Source organism: Deltaproteobacteria bacterium, from assembly GCA_016235345.1.
Lineage (GTDB): Bacteria > Desulfobacterota > Desulfobacteria > Desulfobacterales > Desulfatibacillaceae > JACRLG01.
In genome coordinates this window covers 21,008-43,235 of record JACRLG010000024.1, presented here as the reverse complement: position 1 = coordinate 43,235, position 22,228 = coordinate 21,008, and the positions used below count along the sequence as shown (strand labels likewise).

Sequence of the window (22,228 nt, the reverse complement as noted above, 5' to 3'; positions counted from 1 at the left end):
ATCTTGCCCGCTATTTACGGCAAAAGCGGGCGACGCCCGCGCGCCCAGGAAAGCCCGCATACATTCAACCCACTATCCCGCACACCCTTTTGGCCGCATCGTCCAGCATGGCAGGGAGGCCCCCTCTTTCATCCGGGGTGAAGCCGAAGGCGGCCCGCCACACCGCGTCATCCTCCATGCAGAAGTAGGCCGTGACGCACGGGGCTGTCCGGCACAGTTCCTCCGCCACTTCCGAAAAAAGAGCCATTCTGAGGGGCTTGAAATAGCGCATCTTGTTGTCGAGCCCGGTTATGAACTCGCCGAAGGGTATTTTTGAGCCCGGAAAGCGCCTCTTTATGATGTTTTTAAGCTCCGGCATGAAACGGAAGGCCCCAAGGCTTATGTAAACCACGTTTTCGGGCGACACGTGGCGAAAAATCTCCCGCACCACCTCTTTATATTCCGCCTCGCAGCCCGGATAGATCACCATTGGGTCGAAATGAAAGGCCAGAGGGTACCCGGCCTTTTCGCAACGGCTGGCGGCCGTGAGGCGCGCTTCCAATGACGATGTCCCCCGCTCGTTTTCCCTCATCACCGCCCTGGTGTTCACCGAAAAGGCGATTACGGTTTTCCGGTTGTGGGGCAGGTCCAATAGCCCATCGATGTTTACAGATTTGGATTTGAGCTCAAGGATGGCGTGGTCCTGCTCTCCGAAGCGCGTGACCAGCCGCTGGTTGAGGTCCGTGAGGCCCTCCCAGATGAGGCTGTCGGTGAATTCGCCGGTGCCCATGCGCCTTGCTTCCGGGTCCTTTTCCGTCAAAACTCTGTCCAGTTGGGAGAAAAGCTCGTCGTGGTTCACGAAAAAGGTGAGTACGGCAGGATGGAAATAGGCTTGCAGGATGCAGTAGGCGCAGTCCATGGTGCAGAACGCGCCGATGTGGATTATGCGATAGCCGCAGCAGTGGTAGTTTCGGGTTCCGGGGCAGGGGCGCACGAAACGGCCCCGGTTCACGGCAAGGCAAAGAATTCTCTTCCCCTCGGAAACAGGGTCGGGTGCGCCTTCAACCCGGCGGAATGCCTCGTCAGGGCCGTCAACCACGCTCACCGGCACGTTTGGAAGGCGGGCCAGGATGGCGCGGGCTGCGGGATAATCGGCGGCCTCCCGGTACAGGTAGATTCTATCGAACATTCAGGGGAAAATCCCGGTAATGGCTGGATTTTGAAGGATGGCGTCCGCGAGGCCCCTCAATTTTTCGAGGTCGGCGGCGCTCTTGACGGCGATCCTCAGGGTGTGGGTATCCGCCTCGAAAAAGGCCGGGGGCTCCCAGAAAACTCCTTCGGGAAGTTTCAGGGCGCGGATGTCTTCCCTTAATCGGTTTTCCGCTTCCGTAAGATTCGGAAAGCGCATGGACTTCAGTTTTTCACGAAGCCGCCCCGCCGCAAGGCCCCGATCCTGCTCGTTCTCCCATGTTCCGGCAACTTCCGGCAGGGCCAGAACTTCCGCCACGGTGATTCCGTCCCTGCCCGCGATGTCGCCAAGGGCTTCCAGGATTTCCCTCTGCTTGGAGAGGGACAGCTTGAGTTCCGAAAAAAGCCGGGTGAGCGAAAACGCGCACTTTGGGTCAAAATCGCCCAGTTGAATGGCGGTGGCCAGCGGAAGGGCTCCTTTTTCCAGGGCGTCACGAATGAAGCCCGGAAGATTGCACAGGCTTTCGAGCTGTTCAAGGTGGCGCGGGCCTGCCGTCAGGCCGATGGCGGCCTTTATGAGCCCCGCCCTCTCGGTAAAGGGTAGGCCGCGCCCCAGAAGAGCCACACAACGGGCCTGCTCCATTATATTAAGGGGGCGCTGTGAGGCGTTTTCACTCGCGGCCAGAAAGGCGAGGTCATCAAAATCCGCGTCAGGCCCGGCCACCAGGGCGGAAACCCTGTCCATTCCAAGCCTTGCACAGGCGGACACCCGCCGAAAGCCCGAAACGATCCGAAAGCGCCCGTCCTCCCTTTCCTGCAAAACCACCGGCGAGAGAATGCCCGATCTTCTGATGGATTCGAGAAGGCCCGCGTCGTCCCTTTCGGTGCTGAACCGGAAGCAGAGGTCCTCCGGGTCAATTACAGAAAGGCTGATGGTCTTGGAAACAAGGCCGGTCACTCGGCCAAGCCCCTGCCCGAAAGAAGCGTTAAGGCCTGGATGTACTTTTCCCGCGTTTTTTCGAGGACTTCTTCCGGAAGCTTGGGGGCCGGCGGCTTCTTGTTCCAGCCTATGCCGGTTAAGTAGTCCCTTGCGTACTGCTTGTCGAAGGAATCCTGTGATTTGCCCGGCTCGTAGCTCTCAAGAGGCCAGAACCGCGAGGAGTCCGGGGTGAGGACCTCGTCAATAAGAATGATCTCGCCCGAACCGGTCTCGCCGAACTCGAACTTGGTGTCGGCGATTATGATTCCCTTTTCCAGGGCCAGTTTAGCGCCGCGCTCGTAGACCGCCAAAGACAGGTCCCGCACGGCCCGCGCCTTTTCCCGGCCCAGAAGCTCGCAGGCGGCCTCAAAGGTGATATTTTCGTCGTGCAGGCCCTGCTCGGCCTTTGTTGTGGGCGTAAAGAGCGTTTGTGGGAGTTTTTCGGACTCTTTGAGCCCTTCCGGCAGATTTATTCCGCACACGCTTCTGGTCTTTTGGTATGAGCTCCAGCCCGATCCCGAAAGGTAGCCCCTCACCACGCACTCGATGGGAAGCGGCCTCACCTTTTTCACCAGGATGCTGCGGCCTTTGAGCACTTCGGCGTACTGGGCGCAGGACGCCGGGTATTTTTCCACATCCGCCGTTATCACGTGGTTGCCGATAATGGGCTCCATGACCGTAAACCAGAAAAGGGAAATCTGGGTCAGCACCTTTCCCTTGTCGGCTATGGGGTCCGGCATCACCACGTCGAAGGCCGAAAGCCTGTCCGTGGCCACCATGAGGAACGCATCGCCCAAATCATACATGTCCCTCACCTTGCCCCGTTTGGGGGCCGGGAGAGCCGGAAAATCGGTTTCAAAAACAGCCTGGCGCATGTGGTCACGGTCCCTCTGGTTGGAATTATAGATCAAACGGCGATTATCCGGCCCGTCACGCCGTGTTCCCCGCCTATGGTAAGCACGCCCACGCTCCTGTCCATGAAGGAGCCTGGATTGAACATGAGGATTCCGTCACGAATGTAATTGGCCGGGGTATGGGTGTGGCCGTAGCACAGGACGTCAATCCCCTCAAACTCAGGTATGAGGCGCGATTCAAGATCGACCCTGGAACCCCAGCCGTGGATGAGGCCGATGGAAAATTCGAGCACTCTTACGATTTCCTTGGCCTTCAGGGGCGCGTTTATCCCGTCCATGTTGCCTTTCACCGCGATCACGCGCTTGGGATAAAAGGCCTCCAGGACTGTAAGGCTTGTGATGTCGCCGCAGTGCAGAACCATTTCGCAGGCGTGAAAAGCCCCTCCCTGCTCCACGAGACGGGCCAAATCGCGGGTCGGGGCCATTATATGGGTATCGGAAACCACTCCGATCTTTATCATTTTCTAATCCCCCGGAAGCAGAGGCTGAAGAAATCCTCATAATCCATTTTAAGGGCTGAGGACGGAACTGGCCGAAACTGTTGGATAAAATATTTATAATGGAATATAGGCCACAAGAGCTGCGTCATATTCCATTCAAATTTTAGCCTGCCCCCGGCCCCAAGTCAACAATCCTCGAACAAAGTCTCCAAAAGGACGAAAAGTATGGCGGGAAATTTTCGGCATGAGACTGATTGCCCAAGACCCGGAATCACGTTTTTGGGTATTAATGGTATTAATGAATGGCCGTGGGTAAAAATGCCTCATGCCCGTAAAACGCGGGTTTCCGGGCCGATCATCGAGGTAATTTAATACCTGGGTATTAATATGGCCGACGTGGGGCGTTCCGGGCAGTAGTACCAAGGGGTGGGCGGGGACGCCTATAAAACCATGCCAAAACCCAACTGTTCACCGATTGGCACGGACCGGGAAATTTTGTTACAAGTTTACCCAACATAGCGAACGAACTTTTCACCACCCAACCACCCCCAAGGAGAAAGTCATGAAAGCGAAAGTTCTCGTAAGCCTCGCAGTCCTCATCCTGGTCCTTCCCGCACTCGCCCTGGCCGGAGGCAGCGCTTCCACGGCTTGCAAGACCAAGTACCCGATAGTGCTCGCTCACGGCATGTTCGCCAGCGCCAAGATAATCGGCCTTGTGGATTACTGGTGGGGAATCCCCGACGCCCTGGAAGATGAAGGCGCAAGCGTCTACATCACCTCGGTGAACGCAATGGACGGAACGGTCAACAAGGCCAAGTCCTTCAAAACCCAGTTCCTGCAGATCCTGGCCGTGACCGGCAAGGCCAAGGCCAACATAATCGGCCACTCCCACGGCACGGTTTACACCCGCTACGCGATAACCAACTTAGGCCTTGGCACCAAGGTGGCCAGCCTCACCAGCCTTTCCGGCCCCCACAAGGGAAGCGCCCTGGGCGACATCCTGGCATACGGAATCCCCGGCCCCATCCAGGCCCTGGCAGGCAGCGTCATCGACTGGCTCTACGTCTTCGTGATGGGCGACACCGACCCCAACTTCACCCAGAACTGCTTTGACGTAACCCGCGACTACATGACAAAGACCTTCAACCCCAACACCCCCAACGTGGCCGGCGTCTACTATCAGAGCTGGGCCGCCAAGGTTAAGTGGTCCACCCCCAGCATCGTGCTTGAGCCCCTCTGGCTCATCATGCTGGCCTACGAAGGCGCCAACGACGGAATCGTGGGTGTGGAAAGCGCCAAGTGGGGCAACTATCGCGGCGAGCAGGCGGCGGCATGGTACAGCCCCGGCGTGGATCACATGGGCATGGTGGGTCATCTCTTCGGCCTCACCCCCGGCTTCAACGCTCCGGCCTTCTACGTGAGCATAGTCAAGGATCTGAAGGCCCGCAGCCTCTAATCGACCGGATGGCCAAGAAGTAAGAATGCGGGGCGCTTCCGAACGGGAGCGCCCCGTCTTGCTTTTCCCAGGAGGCCTGAGAGCGCGGGCTGCTGTGTCAGACCGGGGCGGGCGGCTCGTCATGTACCTTTTGTACTATTCCTCCCCGCCCGCCCCAGCCTTCCTTGCATCCCATCGATCTCAGACCCCCTGGACAAGCCTTCGGTTTACGGGCGGGAAAAGACGGAACAAGGCAAATCGTGGCGCGGATTCCCAACCTACAATGGATATCATGCTGTACGTTGCCATATCTACGGGAAACATGGCTCTTAATAATTCGCAGCTTCGAGTCGTCACGCAGGCGTTACGCCGGGGTCCAGAAAAACGGGGCTCAAGGCAAAAACTGGATTCCGGCGAAACGCCTGAATGACGGAGTGCGAGGCTTTTCTGGCTACGTTTTGCCTGCATCAAAAAGCTGCGAATAGTTAGCGCCATAACAGGAACGATAGGAAGCAGGGATCGTATCTCCCGCCCGGTTGAGGAAGGACAGGTTTTCCGGCGAGTGCGGGCATCCCGTCATTTACAGCCCGGCGTACTTTTTTTCCAGGTCCTTCATGGCCACCGACTCGCGCAGCTCGGCCACCGTGTCCCAGATCAGTTCGGCGAGGTCGCGGTTCCGGCTGTAGAACTGGTGGGAGAAGATAAGGTAAAAGGGCTGGACGTTCAGGGGTTTTTCCAGGCGGATAACTTGGGAGAACTCGGCCCTGCCGGATTCGGTCAGGTGATCCCCGGTGGTTCCGGGAGCCACCACGGCGTCAACCCGCTTGTACGCAAGTTTCCTGAAACAGTTGGAAACGCCGGGGCTTTCCTCCACAGAAAGGCCCATGCGCCGAAGCTCGGAAACCACGCAAAAGCCCATGGGAACGCTCACCCGGAGGTTTTTGCGGTTGAAATAGCCCCCGTCCCAGGTAAGGCCCGAATCCTTCAGGGTGTAGATGGAAAAGGGGACCGTCGCCATGCGGCGGCTGTCGTCAGGCAACCCGGCCCGCATGGGGAAAACGCCGATGCTCCTGTCCTCCGGGGTGTAGCCGGTATTGAAAAGGCCGTCCACCTTTCCGTAACGCAGAGCGTTTTTGCCCCGGTTCCAGGGAAGGCGGGTAAAATTCACCGAAATCTTAAGCCGGGCCGCCGCCAGCCGCAGCACCTCCACCGAAAGGCCCGGATTTTCGGCTTTAAGGTCGGAGCCCTCGCCAAGAACAAAGGGGAAATTCTCCCGGTCCTCGCAGGCGAGGGTGATTGATGCCTGCCCGGCGAAAACCGAATCGAACGGAAGCGTAAACATTGCGACAAGAAAAAGGACGGCGAGTCGTTTCTTCATGGGATGATATCCTCCGATTTTGCCTGTGGGCTCATTTTATCCGCAGCTTCCGATCTGTGCAACGGAATTCGCATAGGGAAAATGAACCCGGCCCGTTTCAACCGGAGGCCAGGGATATTAGGGGCTGTTTCCATTTTTTAAGGAATCCGGCAAAGGGAAGAAATACTCCTGTCTTTTTCCCCCGCCATTTTCGGGAAAACGAAAAATGAAAATTAATTGCACTCCCGGTAATATTGAAAGCGGCTCCGGCGGAGACGTAATGTAGATTTACTTTTTCTTCTCAATCCAATATAATAGGGTGCATTGAGACTTCTTTCCATCTGTTCCGGGCGGCCGGGCAAACGGCCTTTCAGCCGCACGCCAACCCGCCCTTTCGGCAGCCGCCCGCGCCTGCCGGGCCAGGACGATTTGGATCCTCATAATTTATTACGAGGAGCGCTATTCATTTCCATTCTCCGCTTTAGGAAAAAAATGGCGGAGGATAATCGGGGCGCTTCTTCCCGCATCGGGCTTTCCTTGAAAAAGGAAAAGAACCATGCGCCGCTTAACAACGAATTGGCCGCCAATGGAGCAAAAAGGACCGTCAGTCTCAGAGTCCCCCAAGCCCTCGCCCAAGAGGCAGGGCCGCTCCATAGTCCGGGACCTCACCGCAGGCCTTGTGATGCTGGTGGTGGGCGTGTCCATGGTGGCCATGCTGTTCAATTATTTCTTCCTTCTCCAGCGCTCCGACGAGGAGATGGAAAAACAGGCCGGGGAATATCTCTCCTACCTTTCGAAAAGCCTTGAACTGCCTCTGTGGAACCTGGACGAAACCACCATAACCATGATCGCCCAGGCCTATTCGGGAAACGAGGTGGTGGCGCTTTTGAGGGTGGTGGAGGAAAGCGGGCGGGTCCTCTTTTCCAGGGACAACCCGGATGAAAAGGACCTCATACTAAAAAAAAAGACCATCCTGCGCCAGGGCCGCCCCATCGGATTCCTGGAAATAGGGCTCACCCGCAGGCCGGCCAAGGAGCACAACCGGCGTCTTCTGTACACCAGCCTCTTTTCCATGACCGTCATCGTCCTGGCCCTTTTGGGAATGAGCAGGCTGATGCTGAAATCCTACGTCAAGCGCCCCATAGCCGCCTTTGTCTGGGGTATAGAGCGCATAGCGCGGGGCGACTACGATTATAATTTCGGAGAGACCGGCCAGAAGGAGTTCGTCACCATAATCGACCGGTTCCGCCACATGGTGAGGCAGGTTAGGGACCGTGAGGAGTACCTCTCCGAAATCAACCGCCGCATGGAGGAGGAGATCGAGCGCCACCGGGCGGTGGAAAAAAAGTCCCTGGAAAACGAGCAGCGGGTCCACATGCTCCTGGAAACCGCCAACGAGGGTTTTTTCGAGCTTGACGTTTCTGCCCAAATAAACGATGTGAACCCCGAAATGTGCAACATCCTGGGAAGGCCCAAGGAAACGGTCCTGGGAAAAAGCCTGTTCGATTTCCTGGACGGCGAAAACGCCAACGTGCTCATGAAGGAGATGGAGTGGATCAACAAGGGCGAGAAAAACTCCTTTGAACTCGCCTTTTTGCGGCCCGACAGCTCCGAGGTGGACTGCCTGGTGAAAAGCGCGCCCCTGTTCGACATCCAGGGCGTGTCCGGCTCCTTCTCCATGGTTTCCGACATCACCGAACGGAAGCTCTCGGAAGAGAAAATCAGGCGTTTGAACGCCCAGTTGGAGCACCGGGTCCTTGAACGGACCCGCCAGCTTCAGCAGGCCAACTCCGCGCTCCAGGAATCCCTTGGAACCTTGAGGCGGGCACAGGTCCAGCTGGTTCAATCCGAAAAAATGGCCGCCCTCGGAGACCTGGTGGCCGGCGTCGCCCACGAAATCAACACCCCCGTGGGAATAGGCGTGACGGCGGCCTCCTTTCTGGAGGAGCGCACCGCCCATATTACAAAAAAAATGGAAGAAAAGTCGGTTCGCCAGTCGGACCTGGAAAAATACCTGGCCACCGCCGGGGAGGCCACGGCCACAATACTCACCAACCTGAAGCGGGCCGCAGACCTTATAAAGAGCTTCAAGCAGGTGGCCGTTGACCAGTCCACCGAGGAGCGCCGCCGGTTCTTCCTCAAAAAATACATGGAGGAGGTGCTTTTGTCGCTGCGGCCCAAGTACAAACGCACCGGCCACACCATAACGGTGAACTGCCCGGAGAACCTGGAAATCGACTCCTATCCCGGAGCGGTGTCCCAGATAATCACGAATCTCGTGGTAAACAGCCTCATCCACGGCTTCGAGGGCGTGGCAAAGGGGAATATCCGCATGGATGTCACGGTTTACCGGAACAACCTCATGCTCCGTTACATGGATAACGGAAAGGGCATGGACAAGGAAACCCTGAAAAACCTGTTCGTGCCCTTCTACACCACCCGCCGGGCCCAGGGCGGCACCGGCCTTGGAATGCACATAGTCTACAACCTCGTCACACAGAAACTTGGGGGAAAAATCGCCGCCGCATCCACCCCCGGAAACGGCGTGGTTTTTTCCATTTTGATCCCGATGCAGCAGGGGGGAGGATCATGACCGAGACCATCAAGCCCGCACACACAGAAGACAGGCTCCTCTTTGCGGAGGAAACATGCGCGGAACCGGTTCACGACACCGCAGGGTGGCAGTGGAAAATCATCATCGCCGATGACGAGCCGGACGTGCACAACATCACCCGCATGGTGCTGGCCGACTACTCCTTCGAGGGCGCGTCCCTGGAATTCCTCTCGGCTTACAGCGGAGCGGAGGCGAAAAAGCTTCTCATCGACAACCCGGACACCGCCATAATACTTCTGGACGTGGTGATGGAAACCGACGATTCGGGCCTTGCGCTGGCGAGGCAAATCCGCACCGAGCTCAAAAACGACTTCGTGCGCATAGTCCTTCGAACAGGCCAGCCCGGAAAGGCCCCGGAACGGGAGGTCATAGCCCGCTACGACATAAACGACTACAAGGAAAAAACCGAGCTCACGGCCCAGAAGCTCTTCACCACCGTCACCGCCGCCCTTCGCGCCTACCGAGACCTTCGCATAATCGAAAAGAACCGCCGGGGCCTGGAACAGATCATCGCCTCCTCGGCCTGCCTTTTCGAGGCCCAGTCCCTCAGAAAATTCGCCAAGGGCGCGCTCACCCAGCTTCTGTCGATACTTCGCATGGACGAAAGCTCGGTTTACATAGAGGCGTCGGGCTTCACCGCCAGCCAGCACAAGGGCGAGTTTCGGATACTGGCCGCCACCGGGCGTTTCGAGCACGCAATAGACAAGCAGATAGAAGGGGTCCTGCCCCCTGACGTCATGACCCACCTGTCCCACGCCTTGAACGAAGAGAAAAGCCTCTACATCGACGACGCCTACGTCGGCTATTTCCCCACATCCTCAGGTGCCAGGAACCTGCTGTACGTAAGGGGCTGCCGCCATTTGACCGACCTGGACCGCGACCTTGTACGGATTTTCTCCACCAACGTGGGCATAGCCTTTGAAAACATCTACCTTCAAAGGGAGTTGGTGGACACCCAAAAAGAAATGATAATGACCCTGGGCGAGGTTCTGGAAAACCGGAGCCAGGAGGCCGGCAACCACGTAAGGCGCGTGGCAGAGGCGTCCTACCTCCTGGCCTGCAAGGCCGGGCTTTCCGAACAACAGGCCTCGCTTTTGCGCATGGCCTCCCCCATGCACGACCTGGGCAAGGTTGGTGTGGCCGACTCCATCCTTTTAAAGCCCGGCAACCTCTCGAAAGAGGAATTCGAGATCATAAAGGCCCACACCAGCATCGGCCACGGCATACTTTCAAAATCAACAAGGGAAATAGGCAAAACCGCCGCCCTGGTGGCCCTGGAACACCACGAACACTGGGACGGGCGCGGCTACCCGCGCGGCCTTGCGGGCGAGGAAATCCACATCTTCGGTCGCATCACCGCCCTTGCGGACGTGTTCGACGCCTTAACCCACAACCGCATATACAAAAGCGCCTGGGAAACAGACCGGGTGGTTGAAAGAATAAAGGAAGAACGGGGTAAGTATTTCGACCCGGCCCTGGTGGACGTATTCCTGGAAAACCTGGATGATTTCCTGGCCATAAATCATAAATATCCCGATCAGGTAATCGAGCAGCCCGATCTTCCCCCGGAGTGGAGCCAGGAGGTCTGATAGCGCGGGCTGTTGGCATGGGTCTCATGAAAAAACTCCCCTATATGATTTGCGCAATGGAAGTCTTTGCCTGGGCCGACCGTGAAAAGCGTTGACCCATAATCGCGGGAAATCAGGTTCCCTTTTCCAACATGGAAAGTTCATTGATATCATTGAATTTGTAGGTGTGCTTAAAAACCATTCGATTCAAAGGATTACCCGAAAAAAAATAAAGGCCACACGGCTCGCGGGACTCGACAAGGCGCAGCTTTGTATAATTGTCGATGATGCTGTAGTGAACTTGGCTGATTCCATTTTTAATGGCGTAATCGAGAGAACCTACAATCACTTTTTCATAGGCAAAGCTTTTTTGGGAATATTTCCGGTTGAACCCTCCCAGGACTCCGCCCAAATGAGATCCGCAGACCTGGAAAGTATGGAACCCGATAATTATGCAGTCCATGCGTATCAAAATATGAACGTATTCGCTGGAATCGAAGACAAGGGTTTTAAAAATGTTTTCCTCGAAGAATTTCTGGCATGGACTGCTGACCTTGCTATGGTCGACGGAGCATTCAACGCAGGCCAACATTTGCTCTTTCTCAAGCGGAGTAAGCGGGCCGGGCTTGATTTCGGTGGTTGCCGGATTTGTTCCGCGCGCCAGGTTCTTTTTTAGGCTCCGATGCTCTCTAAGATAGTCGGATATGTCGTTATATCTGCTCACGTCGAAGTAGGCTTCGGAAGAACAATCGTATTTTTCAAAACCCATCGTTTCATAAATTGCGTCGTTTGCCGCCGTGTCGATTATCGTGACCATGTCGGCGTCTTTTTCGCTTTTAAGCTCATTTAAAATGGCCTTCATGACCGTGTCTTCCAAGCCGGGTTCCCTGAAAAAAAACGGGCGGGTGAGATTGGATGTTATCAAGTTGCGGAAAGATATATAAACGCAGTTTCTGGTAAGCTTGGAAAGGCACCATGCAAAATTATTCAAAAGGGCATTTTTTCTTAGTTTGGAATAGGAAGCCCTGAGGTCAAACGGCTTTATCCTAAGAAAAAGGCCAAGCCCGATCAACTCGCTATCCCCGTATACTTTCAAATAAAAAAAATTTGTGCCGGGAGTGGACCACAGAACCCATTCGCCAAAGATATCCCATATATTATCGGATAGTTTTTGTTGATCAAGATGGGCTGCGAATACACTTTTTTCCTCTTCCGACAAAAAGTTGTCCTTCTTACAGTATACTGCCTTCATGGTAGATAACCTCCCGGCTCAGGCCAGTGAGCCGTCTCCTAAAAATTGCCCTTGGTTATCTTAAGTCCTGCCATACATCAGCCACCTGCCGTCCCCAATCACGCGCCCTGCGGATAGGGGGCGTCCTATCCCCCTATTGCACTCATGGGTCGTAGGTTGCTGTCCGGATTTTCGGTGCGACCGCCGGGCTTGATGGAAACAGCGTGGACAAATAGCGCGGCGAGTTCGGCATCGTCGCAGCCTTTTCGGAGGGCGGTCTTTACGTCCACTTCAAGGTTAGAGAAGAGGCAGGGCTTCAGTTTGCCGTCTGCGGTGAGCCGCATCCTGTTGCAGGTATCGCAGAAATGCCCGGAAACCGCCCCTATGAATCCCACCTTCCCGATGGCTCCCGGAAGCGAGTACATGACGGCGGGACCGCTGTCCATGCCGGTTGCCGGAGACGGGGAAAGCGGCCCGAAGCGCTCTTCCAGGCGCTTTTTCATTTCAGCCGCCGTGACCACCCGCTGGGGGGTCCAGGGAACCTGGCCCATTATGGGCATGAACTCGATGAACCTCACCCAGAAGGGGCCTTTCATGGAAAGCTCCGCAAGATCACCTATCTCGTGATCGTTTATTCCAGCCATCACCACGGTGTTGATCTTGATGGGTGAAAAGCCCGCCGCTTCCGCCTGCCTCATGCCGGAGACCACGCTTTCAAAAAAATCCCCACGGGTAATGGTTTTGAAAGTCTCCGGGTCCAGGCTGTCCAGGCTCACGTTGAGGCGGTTTAAGCCCGCCCGGAAAAGGGGGGCGGCCAATTCATCGAGCCGGGTGCCGTTGGTGGTGAGGCAGAGCTCCCTTATGCCGGAAATTTTCGCGGCCCGGTCAACGAGCCCCACCACGTCCCGGCGCACCAAAGGCTCGCCGCCCGTAATGCGCACCTTGGCCACGCCCGCTTCCACGCCCACCCGGATCACCCGCAGAATTTCCTCGTAGGTGAGTATTTCGCCGTGATCCATGTGTGAAAGCCCGGTCACGGGCAGACAGTAAAAACAGCGCAGGTTGCACCGGTCGGTGACCGAAACCCGAAGGTAGGTCACGGCCCTTGTGGCTTTTTTGGGGGATTGGGGATTCTCGTCCACCGGTTGTCCTTTTCACCTGTCCTTTTAAGCTGTCTTGATGCGATAAAAATGTGATACGGAAGTCCGGTTGATTTTTTTTCCATGAATATCCTGGGGCCGCCATGCACGACGATTATGGATACAGCGAAGAAGGCAGGCTTGGCAAGCCTTATAACTTGAAACTCCTGGCCCGGCTTGCGCCCTATGCCCGGCCCTATAAAAATTTCATCGCGTTGGCCCTTACGGTGAGCGTTTTGGGCACCCTTCTTTCCCTTGCCGTACCCTATGTCACCCGTTACGCCATCGACCGCTACATAACCGCAGACTGGCTGGCCCTTGACCTCGCCACCCCGGCGGGCAAAAGATTTTTCGCGGACCACCCCAAAATCTGCACCGGCTCGGCGGACGGGCGATTCGCCGCAGTGCTCAAATCCGACGCCTCAAAGGCCGCGCCGGAGCTGGCGGCCAAGCCCGGCGGGGCCTTCGGCAAGGGGGGCCGGTCCTTCCACAGGGTGAGGCGCACAACCGAAAACCGGCACATCCTGGAAAGGCTATTAAAGCGCGGCCTGGTTCTTTCCGACGGGTCGGTGTGCGTTCAAAAGGATGCTGTGGCGGCCCTCACGGAGGCGGACCGCAGGATTTTGCGGAGCGCGGACGCCCGTGGCGCGGCCCTGACGGCCCTCCTCGTCCTTCTGGCCGTGGCCCTGTCGTTCGGCCTTGGGTATCTGGAATACAATTTCCTGGAACGCGCGGGCCAGAACATAATGGCCGACGTGCGCATGGCGCTTTTCGACAAAATGGAGGCCCAAAGCCCCTCGTTCTTCGACCGCCACCCGGTGGGCCGCCTCACCACCAGGGTCACCAACGACGTGGAAAACTTAAACGAGATGTTCAAGAGCGTCATCGTCACGGTATTCAAGGACGTCTTCATCCTTTTTGGCATCATGGCTGTTCTTTTGGCGCTCGATCTGCGGCTCGCCCTTCTGTGCTTCATCCTCATTCCCCTGGTGTTTTTCCTGGCCCTGGGCTTCGGGGCCATGTCCCGCGACGCTTTCCGGGACCTTCGCTCCTCGGTTTCCCGCATCAACTCCTTTTGCCAGGAGCGCTTTTCCTCCATGCGCACGGTGCAGCTTTTCTCGGCCCAGAAAACCCAGATGGAGCGCTTCGGCAAGGCCAACGATGATAACTACCGGGCCGGCATGCGCCAGATAAAGGTGTTCGCCCTTTTCATGCCGGTGATGGAGCTTCTGGCCTCGGCAGGCGTGGCTCTTCTGGTGTGGCGCGGCGGCCTTCTGGTGATGGAGTCCCGGCTTTCCCTGGGAACCCTGGTGGCCTTCATCACCTATCTTCGCATGTTTTTCGCGCCCTTGCGGGACCTGTCCGAAAAATACAACATCATGCAGCTTGCAATGGCCTCCACCGAGCGCATCTTCGAGTTCATGGACGCAAACGAGCGCCTGCCCGACGCCCTGGTTCCGGCCAGGCCCGAAAAGGTCGAGGGCGGGGTGGAGTTCCGCAAGGTCTCGTTTTCCTACTCGCCGGGAAAGCAGGTTCTCGAAGACGTGTCGTTCACCCTCCCCAGGGGGACCATGACGGCCCTGGTGGGACGCACGGGCAGCGGCAAGACCACCTGCGCCCATCTTCTGGAGCGCTTCTACGATCCGGCGCAAGGCCGGGTGATGGTGGACGGGATCGACTTAAGAGACTGGGACCAGGAACATTTGAGGCGTAGCATGGCCCTGGTGTCCCAGGACGTTTTCCTTTTTTCGGGAACCATAAGGGAGAACGTGACCCTTGGGCGCGACGAGGAAGGGGGGCCGGGCCTCGACCAGGCCCTTGCCCTTTCAGGGGCGGACTTCGTGGGACGCTTCCCCCTTGGGGCCGACACCCCCATAGCCGAGCGGGGGGTGAACCTATCGGGCGGCGAGCGCCAGTTGCTGTCCTTCGCAAGGGCCCTGTTCCAAGACCCGAAAATCCTGATCCTGGACGAGGCCACATCGAGCGTGGACCCGGCCACAGAGGCGAAAATCCAGCAGGCCGTTGCACGCATGGCCCATAAGCGATCCATGCTTGTTGTGGCCCACCGGCTTTCCACCATAGAAAACGCCGACCTCATAGTGGTCATGAGGCGGGGAAGGGTGGCAGAAACCGGCACCCACCAGGAACTTATGGACAGGGGCGGAGTTTATTCCAACCTCAGGATGATCATGGAGGGAAAGTAGGGCCGATCAGATCATATTGCGCTTGAACTTCATGCATGAAAAGTGCGATTAAGTGCCGGGCCGCAAGGTCTGCGACATGACGTTTTCACGACTCTATTTTTTAATGGAAGCGAGCAAATACAAACGATGCAAGGTTTCAGCATAACCAGGCAGCGCCTGATTGACGCCCTTGACGGACTTTCCGAGGTATTCAGCGGTGTTTCGGCCATTCCGTCGGTTTCCGGGAAGCCCTTTGAAAAGAGCATGGCCGATCTTAAAGTCATGCGCAGGCAGATGTCCGAAGAGGTCCTTCGGGTGGCCGTGGTGGGCTCCATCAAAAGCGGCAAGAGCACCTTCGTCAACGCCTTTTTCGGCGCGGACTTTCTCCGCCGGGGAGCCGGGGTGGTGACTTCAATAGTCACCCGTATACGAAAGGGCGACGCGCTCTCGGCGGTTCTTTATTTCAAGTCGACGGGCGAGGTGAACGAAGAGCTTTCGCTGGCCATGAACCTCTTTCCGGTGGGCGGCTGGCAGCCCGAAGGCGGGCAGCCCGACATAAGGCGCGAACGCGACCGGGCGGAGCTGAAAAAGGCCCTGGCCCGCCTGGACCAGGACTCGCTCATAACCGGCGGAACCAGGAGCACCGAGGCGGTTCTGATATCCTCCTTCGTGGCCGGCTGGGACCGGGTTCAAAACTTCATGGGCGAAAACGCCTCCACCCATGTTTTCGAGGGGGATAATTTCGCGGCCCACAAGCTCTTCGTGGGTGATGAAAACCTGGCCGTGTTCCTTAAGGACGTGTGCGTCACCCTGCCCTCCCCCTTTCTGGAGGACCAGGTCGAAATGGCCGACTGCCAGGGCAGCGACTCGCCCAACCCGCTCCATCTAACCATGATCGAGGACTACCTTTTAAAGACCCAGGTCATTGTTTACGTGGTTTCAAGCCGTACTGGCCTTCGGCGCGCCGACATAAGGTTTCTTACGCTCTTGTCCCGCATGGGCCTTTGCGACAACATCTTTTTCGTGATCAACGTGGATTTTTCCGAGCACGAAAGCCTGGATTCGCTCTATGCGCTTTTAAACAAGGCCGCTGGAGAAATAGCCCTTATCAAGCCCGCTCCCGCAGTGTTCGCCTTTTCCGCCCTTTACAGACTCTTCGGGCTGGTGGAGGAAAACCTTTCGGAAAAGGATCGGGCGAGGCTTCTCCAGTGGCGGGCGGACGCCGAGCTTTCGGCTTTTTCGGAGGAAGAGGCCAGCCGCTTTGAGACCGCCTTCAGGGACCGCCTCACCCGCGACCGGGCGGCCCTTCTGCTTAAAAGCCACGCCCAGAGGCTTTCCTTCAACGTTGCCAACGCCAGCCAGTGGGTGAAAATCCACCGCGACCTTCTATCAAGGGACAAGGCCTCAGCCGCCGACTACCTGGCCCAGATTCAGCAGGAAGGGGTCCTGATGGAAAAGGCCGGGTCCATGATCCGCCAGACCATAAGCGGCGCGGTGGCCGGAGCAAGAAACGAGGTGGCGAACGACGTGGACCGCTTTTTCGATCCCCGTTACAGCAGGGTTATGACCGATACCTGGGCCTTTGTGGACAATCACGTCCCGGAGGTGCTGAAACAGGGGCTTCCCAGGGAGGAAGACCCGGCGGACAGCCGACCGGGCTCCATCTCGCCGATTCTCTACGCGGCCTTCGCGGACCTTAAAAACGCGGTCGACCGGCACATGGCGGAAAACGTCAACCCGTCTTTGGTGGGCTTTGTGAGGGAGGAGGAGGAAAAGATAGCCGCAGTTCTGGGGCGCATCGGCCAGTCCTACCAATCCCTGGTGAGCCGGACCGTGGGCCGCACTAACGCCGTTTTCGACAACCTTGGAATTTCCGCCACGGTGGAGAATCCCATGCCGGAATCGCTCGTTGACGTGGCCCGGATCAAGCAGGGCCGCTCCCTCGCCCTTCCGCCTCTTTCCGCTGCCATGCAGTACGCGGCATCAATAAGGGCCACCGCCGTGGCCGTCCACGGATTCGGGCGGATGCTTCTGGCCATCAAGCGGGCCTTCGGCATCGAGGAGCCGGAAGACGGGCGCATGACCGTAAAGATTCTGGCGAAAGCCGTGGCCCGCATGAAAAAGGACACCAAAAAGGGCCTATCGGACAGGTTCCTGGATTTCCGGGAGAATCTCAAGTTCCAGTATTTTTTCGCCATCATGGAAGCCGCCTCTGACGCGCTTTTCAACGATCTGTCGGATGGCTTCAGGTTCTTTGCGGAAGGCATGTCCACGACCCAGGGGCTTTTGGGCGAAACCCAGGCAATAAAGGATCAGGCGGCCCGCGACCTGGAAGCCATGGCCCAGAAGCTTGCTGCGGTGGATCAGCAAGTAGCGATGGTCTTAAGAAGCCTATAAGCCGCTGGAGGGCCTGAAAGCGCGATCTGCGGTGTCACGCTGCGCGGGCGTCGTGCTCACGTGCATGAAGCACGCTCCGCCGCCGCCCGCTTGCCTTCCTTGCATATCATCGCTTTCAGGCCCTCCAGCCTGGGCGGCAGGCAGGGAAATTTTGTGGATTGCTGTGCATTGCTCCATCGCAGTTATCCAGGCTTCGCATCCGGGCGTTTTTATCCGGGCTTTTGAGACAGAGTGTTTACGGCGGATTCTGAATCGTCTCATTCATCTTTTTATTGAGGGGGGAATCGTGAGCGAAAAATCCACGCGCGTGATCGCCATCGCCAACGAAAAGGGCGGGGTCGGAAAAACCTCCACCGTGGTGAACCTGGCAGCGGCCCTGACGGCTTCGGGAAATTCCGTGCTCGTGGTGGACATGGACCCCCAGCACAGCGCCACCCGCGCCCTTGGGGTGGATGCGCCGGACAGCGGCCTCACCACCTATCACATTCTCACGGCCAACAAGCCGCCCGACCCCGCAAAGGCCGTCACCGCCACCCGGTGGGAGGGGCTTTTCCTCATTCCGTCCCACGTGGACCTCGCCGCCGCAGAGGTGGAGCTTGTGAACAAGATGGCCCGGGAAAAGCGCCTGAAGCGCCTGGAGCCCCTTCTGGGCCTTTACGACTTCATCCTCCTGGACACGCCTCCAAGCCTGTCTCTTTTAACCGTAAACGTGTTCGCCTTTGCGCAGGAGTTCCTCATCCCCTGCCAGACCCAGCCCCACGCCTACGCCGCCATTGACGATCTTTTAGACACCGTCGATCTCATAAGGGAGGAGATCAACCCGGCTCTTTCTTTAACCGGCGTCGCGGCCACCTTTTACGAGCCGCGCACACGGGTTTCCCGCGCGGTCATGGAGCAGATAAAGACCGACGAACGCTTTACCGGCAAGGTCTTCAACACGGCAGTGCGCACCAACGCCACCATAGCGGAAAGCTCCCTTCACGGAACGCCCGTGGTGTTTTTCAGGCCGGGTTCCAGCGGGGCCGCAGACTACAGGGCGCTCGCGGAGGAGCTTGGAAGGAACGGCGGGGCGGAGGCGAAATGACCGAAAGGCTCGCCCGAAGAATATATGCCCTGCGCGCAAGGCTCGCCGTTGAAAACCTGGACGGCATCCTGATCCAGGCATCCGAAAACCGCCGCTATGTTTCTGGCTTCACGGCCTTTGACAGCCAGATGGACGAATCTTCGGGATGCGCCATCGTAACGGGCGGTCATCTGGTTTTGGCCACGGACTCCCGCTTCACCACCCAGGCCGAAAACGAGTGTGAGGGCTGGCGGGTGGAGACCTATAAGGAGGGCTTTGCCAAGCTGCTTCCTGGGCTGGCGGAGGAGCTTCAAATCCGCCGCCTTGGTTTTGAAGAGCGCCGGATGTCGGTGAAAGACCACGCTAAAATTCTTGAGCACCTGGAATCCGCAAGGGTTTCGGTGGATTTGCTCCCGTGCGGGAACCTCGTGGAAGACCAGCGTGTGATAAAGGACAGCTCGGAAATCGAGTCCATCCGCTTTGCCCTGAAAATCGCAGAGGACGCCTTTTCGCGCTTTCTGAAAACCCTTCAACTCCCTGCCACCGAAAAGGAGCTTGCCTGGAAGCTGGAGCGGCTTCTGCGCGAGCTTGGGGCGGACGAGATGAGCTTTCCCATAATCGCGGCTTCCGGCCCGTCCAGCGCCCTGCCCCACGCCATCCCGTCCGATCATGTCTGCCAAGAAGGCGAAATCCTTCTTTTCGACTTCGGGGCAAGGGTGAACGGCTACTGTTCGGACATCACCCGCACCCTCTTTGCCGGAAGCCACGAAAAGGAACTCGGAAACATCTTCAAAATCGTGAAGGAAGCCCAGGAACTGGCCATTTCGGCCATTAGACCCGGAGTTTCGGCCAAAAGCGTAGACGCTGCAGCAAGGGATCACATAAGCGCCCACGGCTATGGGGCGCTTTTCGGCCACGGCCTTGGGCACGGGGTGGGCCTCGCCGTTCACGAGGCTCCGCGCATAAGCCCGCTTTCCGACGCCATCCTCGCCCCTGGCATGGTTTTTACCGTGGAGCCCGGCATCTACGTTCCGGGCTTGGGCGGGGTGCGCCTGGAAAACATGGTGCTGGTAACCGACAGCGGAGTTGAGGTGCTGAACAGACTATCAGCAATCATGTAAAAAATTTGGTTAAAACAAATAGGTACGAAAAGCCTGGATACCAATTTGAACTTGGGCGATGAAATGCAAGGAGCGCGAGAAGCCAATGAGGGAGCGTACCCGCCCAAGAAATCGCAGAGTTCTTGGGCTAAATCAGGATGTTCGTACGTGATCGAAATTGGCTTTGAAGCGCAACACAGCAGTTCGCGTTTTTAGACGGGCTTATAAATCAAAAGGAATAGCATGCTATCCCTCGATGAAGCCCTCGACCGCTACCGCGACTACCTCGTAGTGGAAAAGGGCCTTTCGGAAAACTCCCTTTCGGCCTACACCCGCGATCTTGCGGTCTTTTCGACCTTCATGGCAGGGCTTGGGCTTACCGGCGTAAAGGAAATCGACACAGGCCACGTCCTGAAACACCTCCTGTCCCTTCGGGACCAGGGCCTTTCCGCAAGAAGCCGCGCCCGTCACCTTGTGGCGGTAAGGGGCTTTTTCCGGTTCCTTATAGCCGACAAGCTCCTCGAAAAAGACCCGGCCAGGCTGGTGGACCTTCCCAAGTCGGGCCTGCGGCTGCCTGACACCATCACGCTTTCCGAGATGGAGCGCCTCCTGGACGCGCCGGACGACAGGACCCCTTTGGGAGTCCGTGACCGCACCATGCTGGAAGTGGGCTACGGCGCTGGCCTGCGAGTCTCGGAGCTGGTGGGGGTGCTTCTGGCGGACATCAGCCTTGAGGCCGGATTCGTGAGGGTTCTGGGAAAAGGCGACAAGGAGCGCCTTGTGCCCATTGGCCAAATGGCCATCGACAAGATCGGGGATTACCTGGAATTCAGCCGCCCCCGCCTTGCGTTGGGCCGAATGAGCCCCAATCTTTTCATCGGCCAGGGCGGGCGGAAACTCACACGGCAGGCCTTCTGGAAGCGCCTCAAGATATGGGCAAAAAAGGCGGAAATCGAAAAGAAGCTCACGCCCCACACCCTTCGCCACTCCTTCGCAAGCCACATGCTGGAGGGCGGGGCCGACATCCGGGTGGTGCAGGAGATGCTCGGCCACGTGGACATCTCAACCACCCAGATTTACACCCACGTAGCCCGCGAGCACCTCAAAAACGCCCACAAAAAGTTCCATCCAAGGCCCTGACAAGGGGCGGCTGGCGAATCGAACAAAGCAACAACAGCTTTTCGTTTTCCCGAAAAAGACGGGGGAAGAAGACCTGCGCCTTTCTTCCCTTTGCCGGATTCCTTAAAAATGGAAAAGAACCATGCTCCGCTTAATATCATAGGGGCTGTTTCTCCCCATGCCTCTGCCTTGCGGAAAAATACCGGTTCAGGGATGCCTTGTTTATACAGGAATTCAGGTCCGCACAAAAACCGGCAAGACGTTTCTTGCCTTTTCCGCCGTTTTGCAGTATCAAATTCCCCCCGACCCCACGCCTCTTTGCCCGGATGGCGAAACAGGTAGACGCAAGGGACTTAAAATCCCTCGATTCTTGCAATCGTGCCGGTTCGATTCCGGCTCCGGGCACCAATAAAATCAGCAAGTTACCATCGAAATAGAACAGAGCGTTCGTTCTATAAATCCCGTCAAAAGTGCCCGAATTGGACCCGTTTTGCACCCAAAATGCACCCACCTGGGTGCCGATTTTACGCCCATCCATTGAAGGAATCAGGGCCTTTGAAAAAGACTCCAGGCACCCATTTTCAGGCTTTTGCCGGATCTTTAGCATTCTGGTTGTCAGCACTGCTGTAAAAACCTTTTTCGTCTATCTGCACCCACTGCCTGCACCCAGCCCATGCACCCACCTGGAGACCAAGTCGCAAGCTCTCCCGGACTCGGATCCCATTCATTCATTTTTAGGCCGTTCATGTAACCAGCTATTATGCCTGGCGGCTATCGCCGTTTTTCAAGTGGACGCACTCCTCTATAACCTCTCCCATCCCTCTCCATAATGCCCCACAGACCGCCCAAACAGCCTGCCCCGGACCTCATCTCCCACGGCCTCGTTGCTGTCTTCTAACCTGTTGACGCCCGCTGTCGTCCGCTTTGTGCTTCCATCCTCTGTCTGCCTTTGTTTCTCTCTCCCGCATCCCTCCATCTCCCACATCATGCTTGCAAGCAAGCCCCGGAGTATAGGGATTGGCCGGAAAATTTTGTCCAACGTTGCCCAAGAATAGTCCGGTTGCAGTCCCATGCTGATTCAACAAAGGCTAAGGCTTGCCCAGCCATCCCAGGAATTTCTGTATCTATCGCGTATGGTGAAAAAAGGCAGTGCTACAAAGACAAGGATTTGTGAACTGGCAGTTGAGTATAACGATCTGGTTTTCGGATATTCGAAAAAGAAAGAATAAGAAAAAGAATAGGGGGTATCCCGATGGGATTGAGAGGATAACTCAAATATTACAGAGTATTATCTTTGACGCTGGTTGGTTTGATCCTGGACGGAGTTGGGCAGCCTCCCGGCCCGGCCTTTATAAGCCTGTATCGGCCCGGTTTCAATGGATCCAACATCTGAGCCTCGATTTTTTCATCCTGAAAATCCCTGAAGGCCTTCAATGCCCATACATGTCCTAAAAACATGCGGGGGTGAGAGTTTGAAAAGGTTTCGATGCTGGTTTTGGCCCCGGAAAACGTCCACAGCTTC

At 57.0% G+C, this 22,228-nt stretch carries 15 protein-coding genes and 1 tRNA gene; 9 read left to right on the top strand and 7 right to left on the bottom strand.

Annotation, left to right across the window (positions count from 1 at the left end; genetic code table 11):
* Window positions 1-64: 64 nt before the first annotated feature.
* Genes HZB23_12210 through HZB23_12195 form a run of 4 tightly spaced genes read right to left on the bottom strand, consistent with a single transcriptional unit; the run spans window position 65 to window position 3,521 of the window.
* On the bottom strand, window positions 65-1,168 hold the full coding sequence (locus HZB23_12210; GenBank protein ID MBI5845418.1) for a DNA photolyase: 1,104 nt from the start codon (window positions 1,166-1,168) through the stop codon (window positions 65-67).
* Entirely contained in the window at window positions 1,169-2,125 is a 957-nt protein-coding gene (locus HZB23_12205) for a ParB N-terminal domain-containing protein (protein MBI5845417.1), read from the bottom strand.
* Window positions 2,122-3,021 carry a phosphoribosylaminoimidazolesuccinocarboxamide synthase gene (locus HZB23_12200; protein ID MBI5845416.1) on the bottom strand — a complete coding sequence of 300 codons (900 nt, stop codon included), beginning with the start codon at window positions 3,019-3,021 and terminating at the stop codon, window positions 2,122-2,124. The genes HZB23_12205 and HZB23_12200 overlap by 4 nt, the downstream gene beginning before the upstream one ends.
* A 32-nt stretch (window positions 3,022-3,053) precedes the next feature.
* Window positions 3,054-3,521, bottom strand: a complete 468-nt coding sequence (locus tag HZB23_12195; protein MBI5845415.1) for a YfcE family phosphodiesterase — start codon at window positions 3,519-3,521, stop codon at window positions 3,054-3,056.
* Between the two features lie 541 nt (window positions 3,522-4,062).
* Between HZB23_12195 and HZB23_12190 the strand changes: the two genes are divergently transcribed.
* Window positions 4,063-4,956: an alpha/beta hydrolase gene (locus HZB23_12190; protein ID MBI5845414.1), complete on the top strand. Its 894-nt coding sequence runs from the start codon at window positions 4,063-4,065 to the stop codon at window positions 4,954-4,956.
* 559 nt (window positions 4,957-5,515) lie between these two features.
* On the opposite strand, the gene HZB23_12185 is transcribed toward HZB23_12190, so the two are convergent.
* Window positions 5,516-6,313 (bottom strand): transporter substrate-binding domain-containing protein, encoded by a 798-nt coding sequence (locus HZB23_12185; protein ID MBI5845413.1) that lies wholly within the window; start codon window positions 6,311-6,313, stop codon window positions 5,516-5,518.
* Between the two features lie 565 nt (window positions 6,314-6,878).
* Between HZB23_12185 and HZB23_12180 the strand changes: the two genes are divergently transcribed.
* A complete protein-coding gene (locus HZB23_12180) occupies window positions 6,879-8,885 on the top strand; it encodes a PAS domain S-box protein (protein MBI5845412.1) in 2,007 nt (668 codons plus the stop codon).
* Entirely contained in the window at window positions 8,882-10,495 is a 1,614-nt protein-coding gene (locus HZB23_12175) for a DUF3369 domain-containing protein (protein ID MBI5845411.1), read from the top strand. Before HZB23_12180 ends, HZB23_12175 begins: the two co-directional genes overlap by 4 nt.
* 112 nt (window positions 10,496-10,607) lie before the next feature.
* Here the strand turns inward: HZB23_12175 and HZB23_12170 are convergent, their stop codons facing one another.
* Window positions 10,608-11,726, bottom strand: coding sequence for a hypothetical protein (locus HZB23_12170; GenBank protein MBI5845410.1), 1,119 nt, complete (start codon window positions 11,724-11,726; stop codon window positions 10,608-10,610).
* A 125-nt stretch (window positions 11,727-11,851) separates the two neighbouring features.
* On the bottom strand, window positions 11,852-12,847 hold the full coding sequence (gene moaA, locus HZB23_12165; GenBank protein MBI5845409.1) for a GTP 3',8-cyclase MoaA: 996 nt from the start codon (window positions 12,845-12,847) through the stop codon (window positions 11,852-11,854).
* 101 nt (window positions 12,848-12,948) lie between these two features.
* Here moaA and HZB23_12160 point away from each other — a divergent pair, with 101 nt between their 5' ends.
* From HZB23_12160 to HZB23_12135, 6 genes are all read left to right on the top strand, one after another.
* Window positions 12,949-15,048 carry an ABC transporter ATP-binding protein gene (locus HZB23_12160; GenBank protein MBI5845408.1) on the top strand — a complete coding sequence of 700 codons (2,100 nt, stop codon included), beginning with the start codon at window positions 12,949-12,951 and terminating at the stop codon, window positions 15,046-15,048.
* 126 nt (window positions 15,049-15,174) lie between these two features.
* Window positions 15,175-17,424, top strand: coding sequence for a dynamin family protein (locus tag HZB23_12155; GenBank protein ID MBI5845407.1), 2,250 nt, complete (start codon window positions 15,175-15,177; stop codon window positions 17,422-17,424).
* A 286-nt stretch (window positions 17,425-17,710) separates the two neighbouring features.
* Entirely contained in the window at window positions 17,711-18,508 is a 798-nt protein-coding gene (locus HZB23_12150) for a ParA family protein (GenBank protein MBI5845406.1), read from the top strand.
* Complete coding sequence (locus HZB23_12145; GenBank protein ID MBI5845405.1) at window positions 18,505-19,608, top strand: aminopeptidase P family protein; 1,104 nt, start codon at window positions 18,505-18,507, stop codon at window positions 19,606-19,608. Before HZB23_12150 ends, HZB23_12145 begins: the two co-directional genes overlap by 4 nt.
* Window positions 19,609-19,830: 222 nt before the next feature.
* Window positions 19,831-20,727: a site-specific tyrosine recombinase XerD gene (gene xerD / locus HZB23_12140; protein ID MBI5845404.1), complete on the top strand. Its 897-nt coding sequence runs from the start codon at window positions 19,831-19,833 to the stop codon at window positions 20,725-20,727.
* 299 nt (window positions 20,728-21,026) lie between these two features.
* Window positions 21,027-21,114 (top strand) — tRNA-Leu (locus tag HZB23_12135).
* Window positions 21,115-22,228 lie beyond the last annotated feature (1,114 nt).

Coding starts and splice junctions, on each gene's coding strand:
- HZB23_12210 (MBI5845418.1), bottom strand. CDS start 1,168: ATGTTCGATAGAATCTACCTGTACCGGGAGGCCGCCGATTATCCCGCA.
- HZB23_12200 (MBI5845416.1), bottom strand. CDS start 3,021: ATGCGCCAGGCTGTTTTTGAAACCGATTTTCCGGCTCTCCCGGCCCCC.
- HZB23_12195 (MBI5845415.1), bottom strand. CDS start 3,521: ATGATAAAGATCGGAGTGGTTTCCGATACCCATATAATGGCCCCGACC.
- HZB23_12190 (MBI5845414.1), top strand. CDS start 4,063: ATGAAAGCGAAAGTTCTCGTAAGCCTCGCAGTCCTCATCCTGGTCCTT.
- HZB23_12185 (MBI5845413.1), bottom strand. CDS start 6,313: ATGAAGAAACGACTCGCCGTCCTTTTTCTTGTCGCAATGTTTACGCTT.
- HZB23_12180 (MBI5845412.1), top strand. CDS start 6,879: ATGGAGCAAAAAGGACCGTCAGTCTCAGAGTCCCCCAAGCCCTCGCCC.
- HZB23_12175 (MBI5845411.1), top strand. CDS start 8,882: ATGACCGAGACCATCAAGCCCGCACACACAGAAGACAGGCTCCTCTTT.
- HZB23_12170 (MBI5845410.1), bottom strand. CDS start 11,726: ATGAAGGCAGTATACTGTAAGAAGGACAACTTTTTGTCGGAAGAGGAA.
- HZB23_12160 (MBI5845408.1), top strand. CDS start 12,949: ATGCACGACGATTATGGATACAGCGAAGAAGGCAGGCTTGGCAAGCCT.
- HZB23_12155 (MBI5845407.1), top strand. CDS start 15,175: ATGCAAGGTTTCAGCATAACCAGGCAGCGCCTGATTGACGCCCTTGAC.
- HZB23_12145 (MBI5845405.1), top strand. CDS start 18,505: ATGACCGAAAGGCTCGCCCGAAGAATATATGCCCTGCGCGCAAGGCTC.
- xerD (MBI5845404.1), top strand. CDS start 19,831: ATGCTATCCCTCGATGAAGCCCTCGACCGCTACCGCGACTACCTCGTA.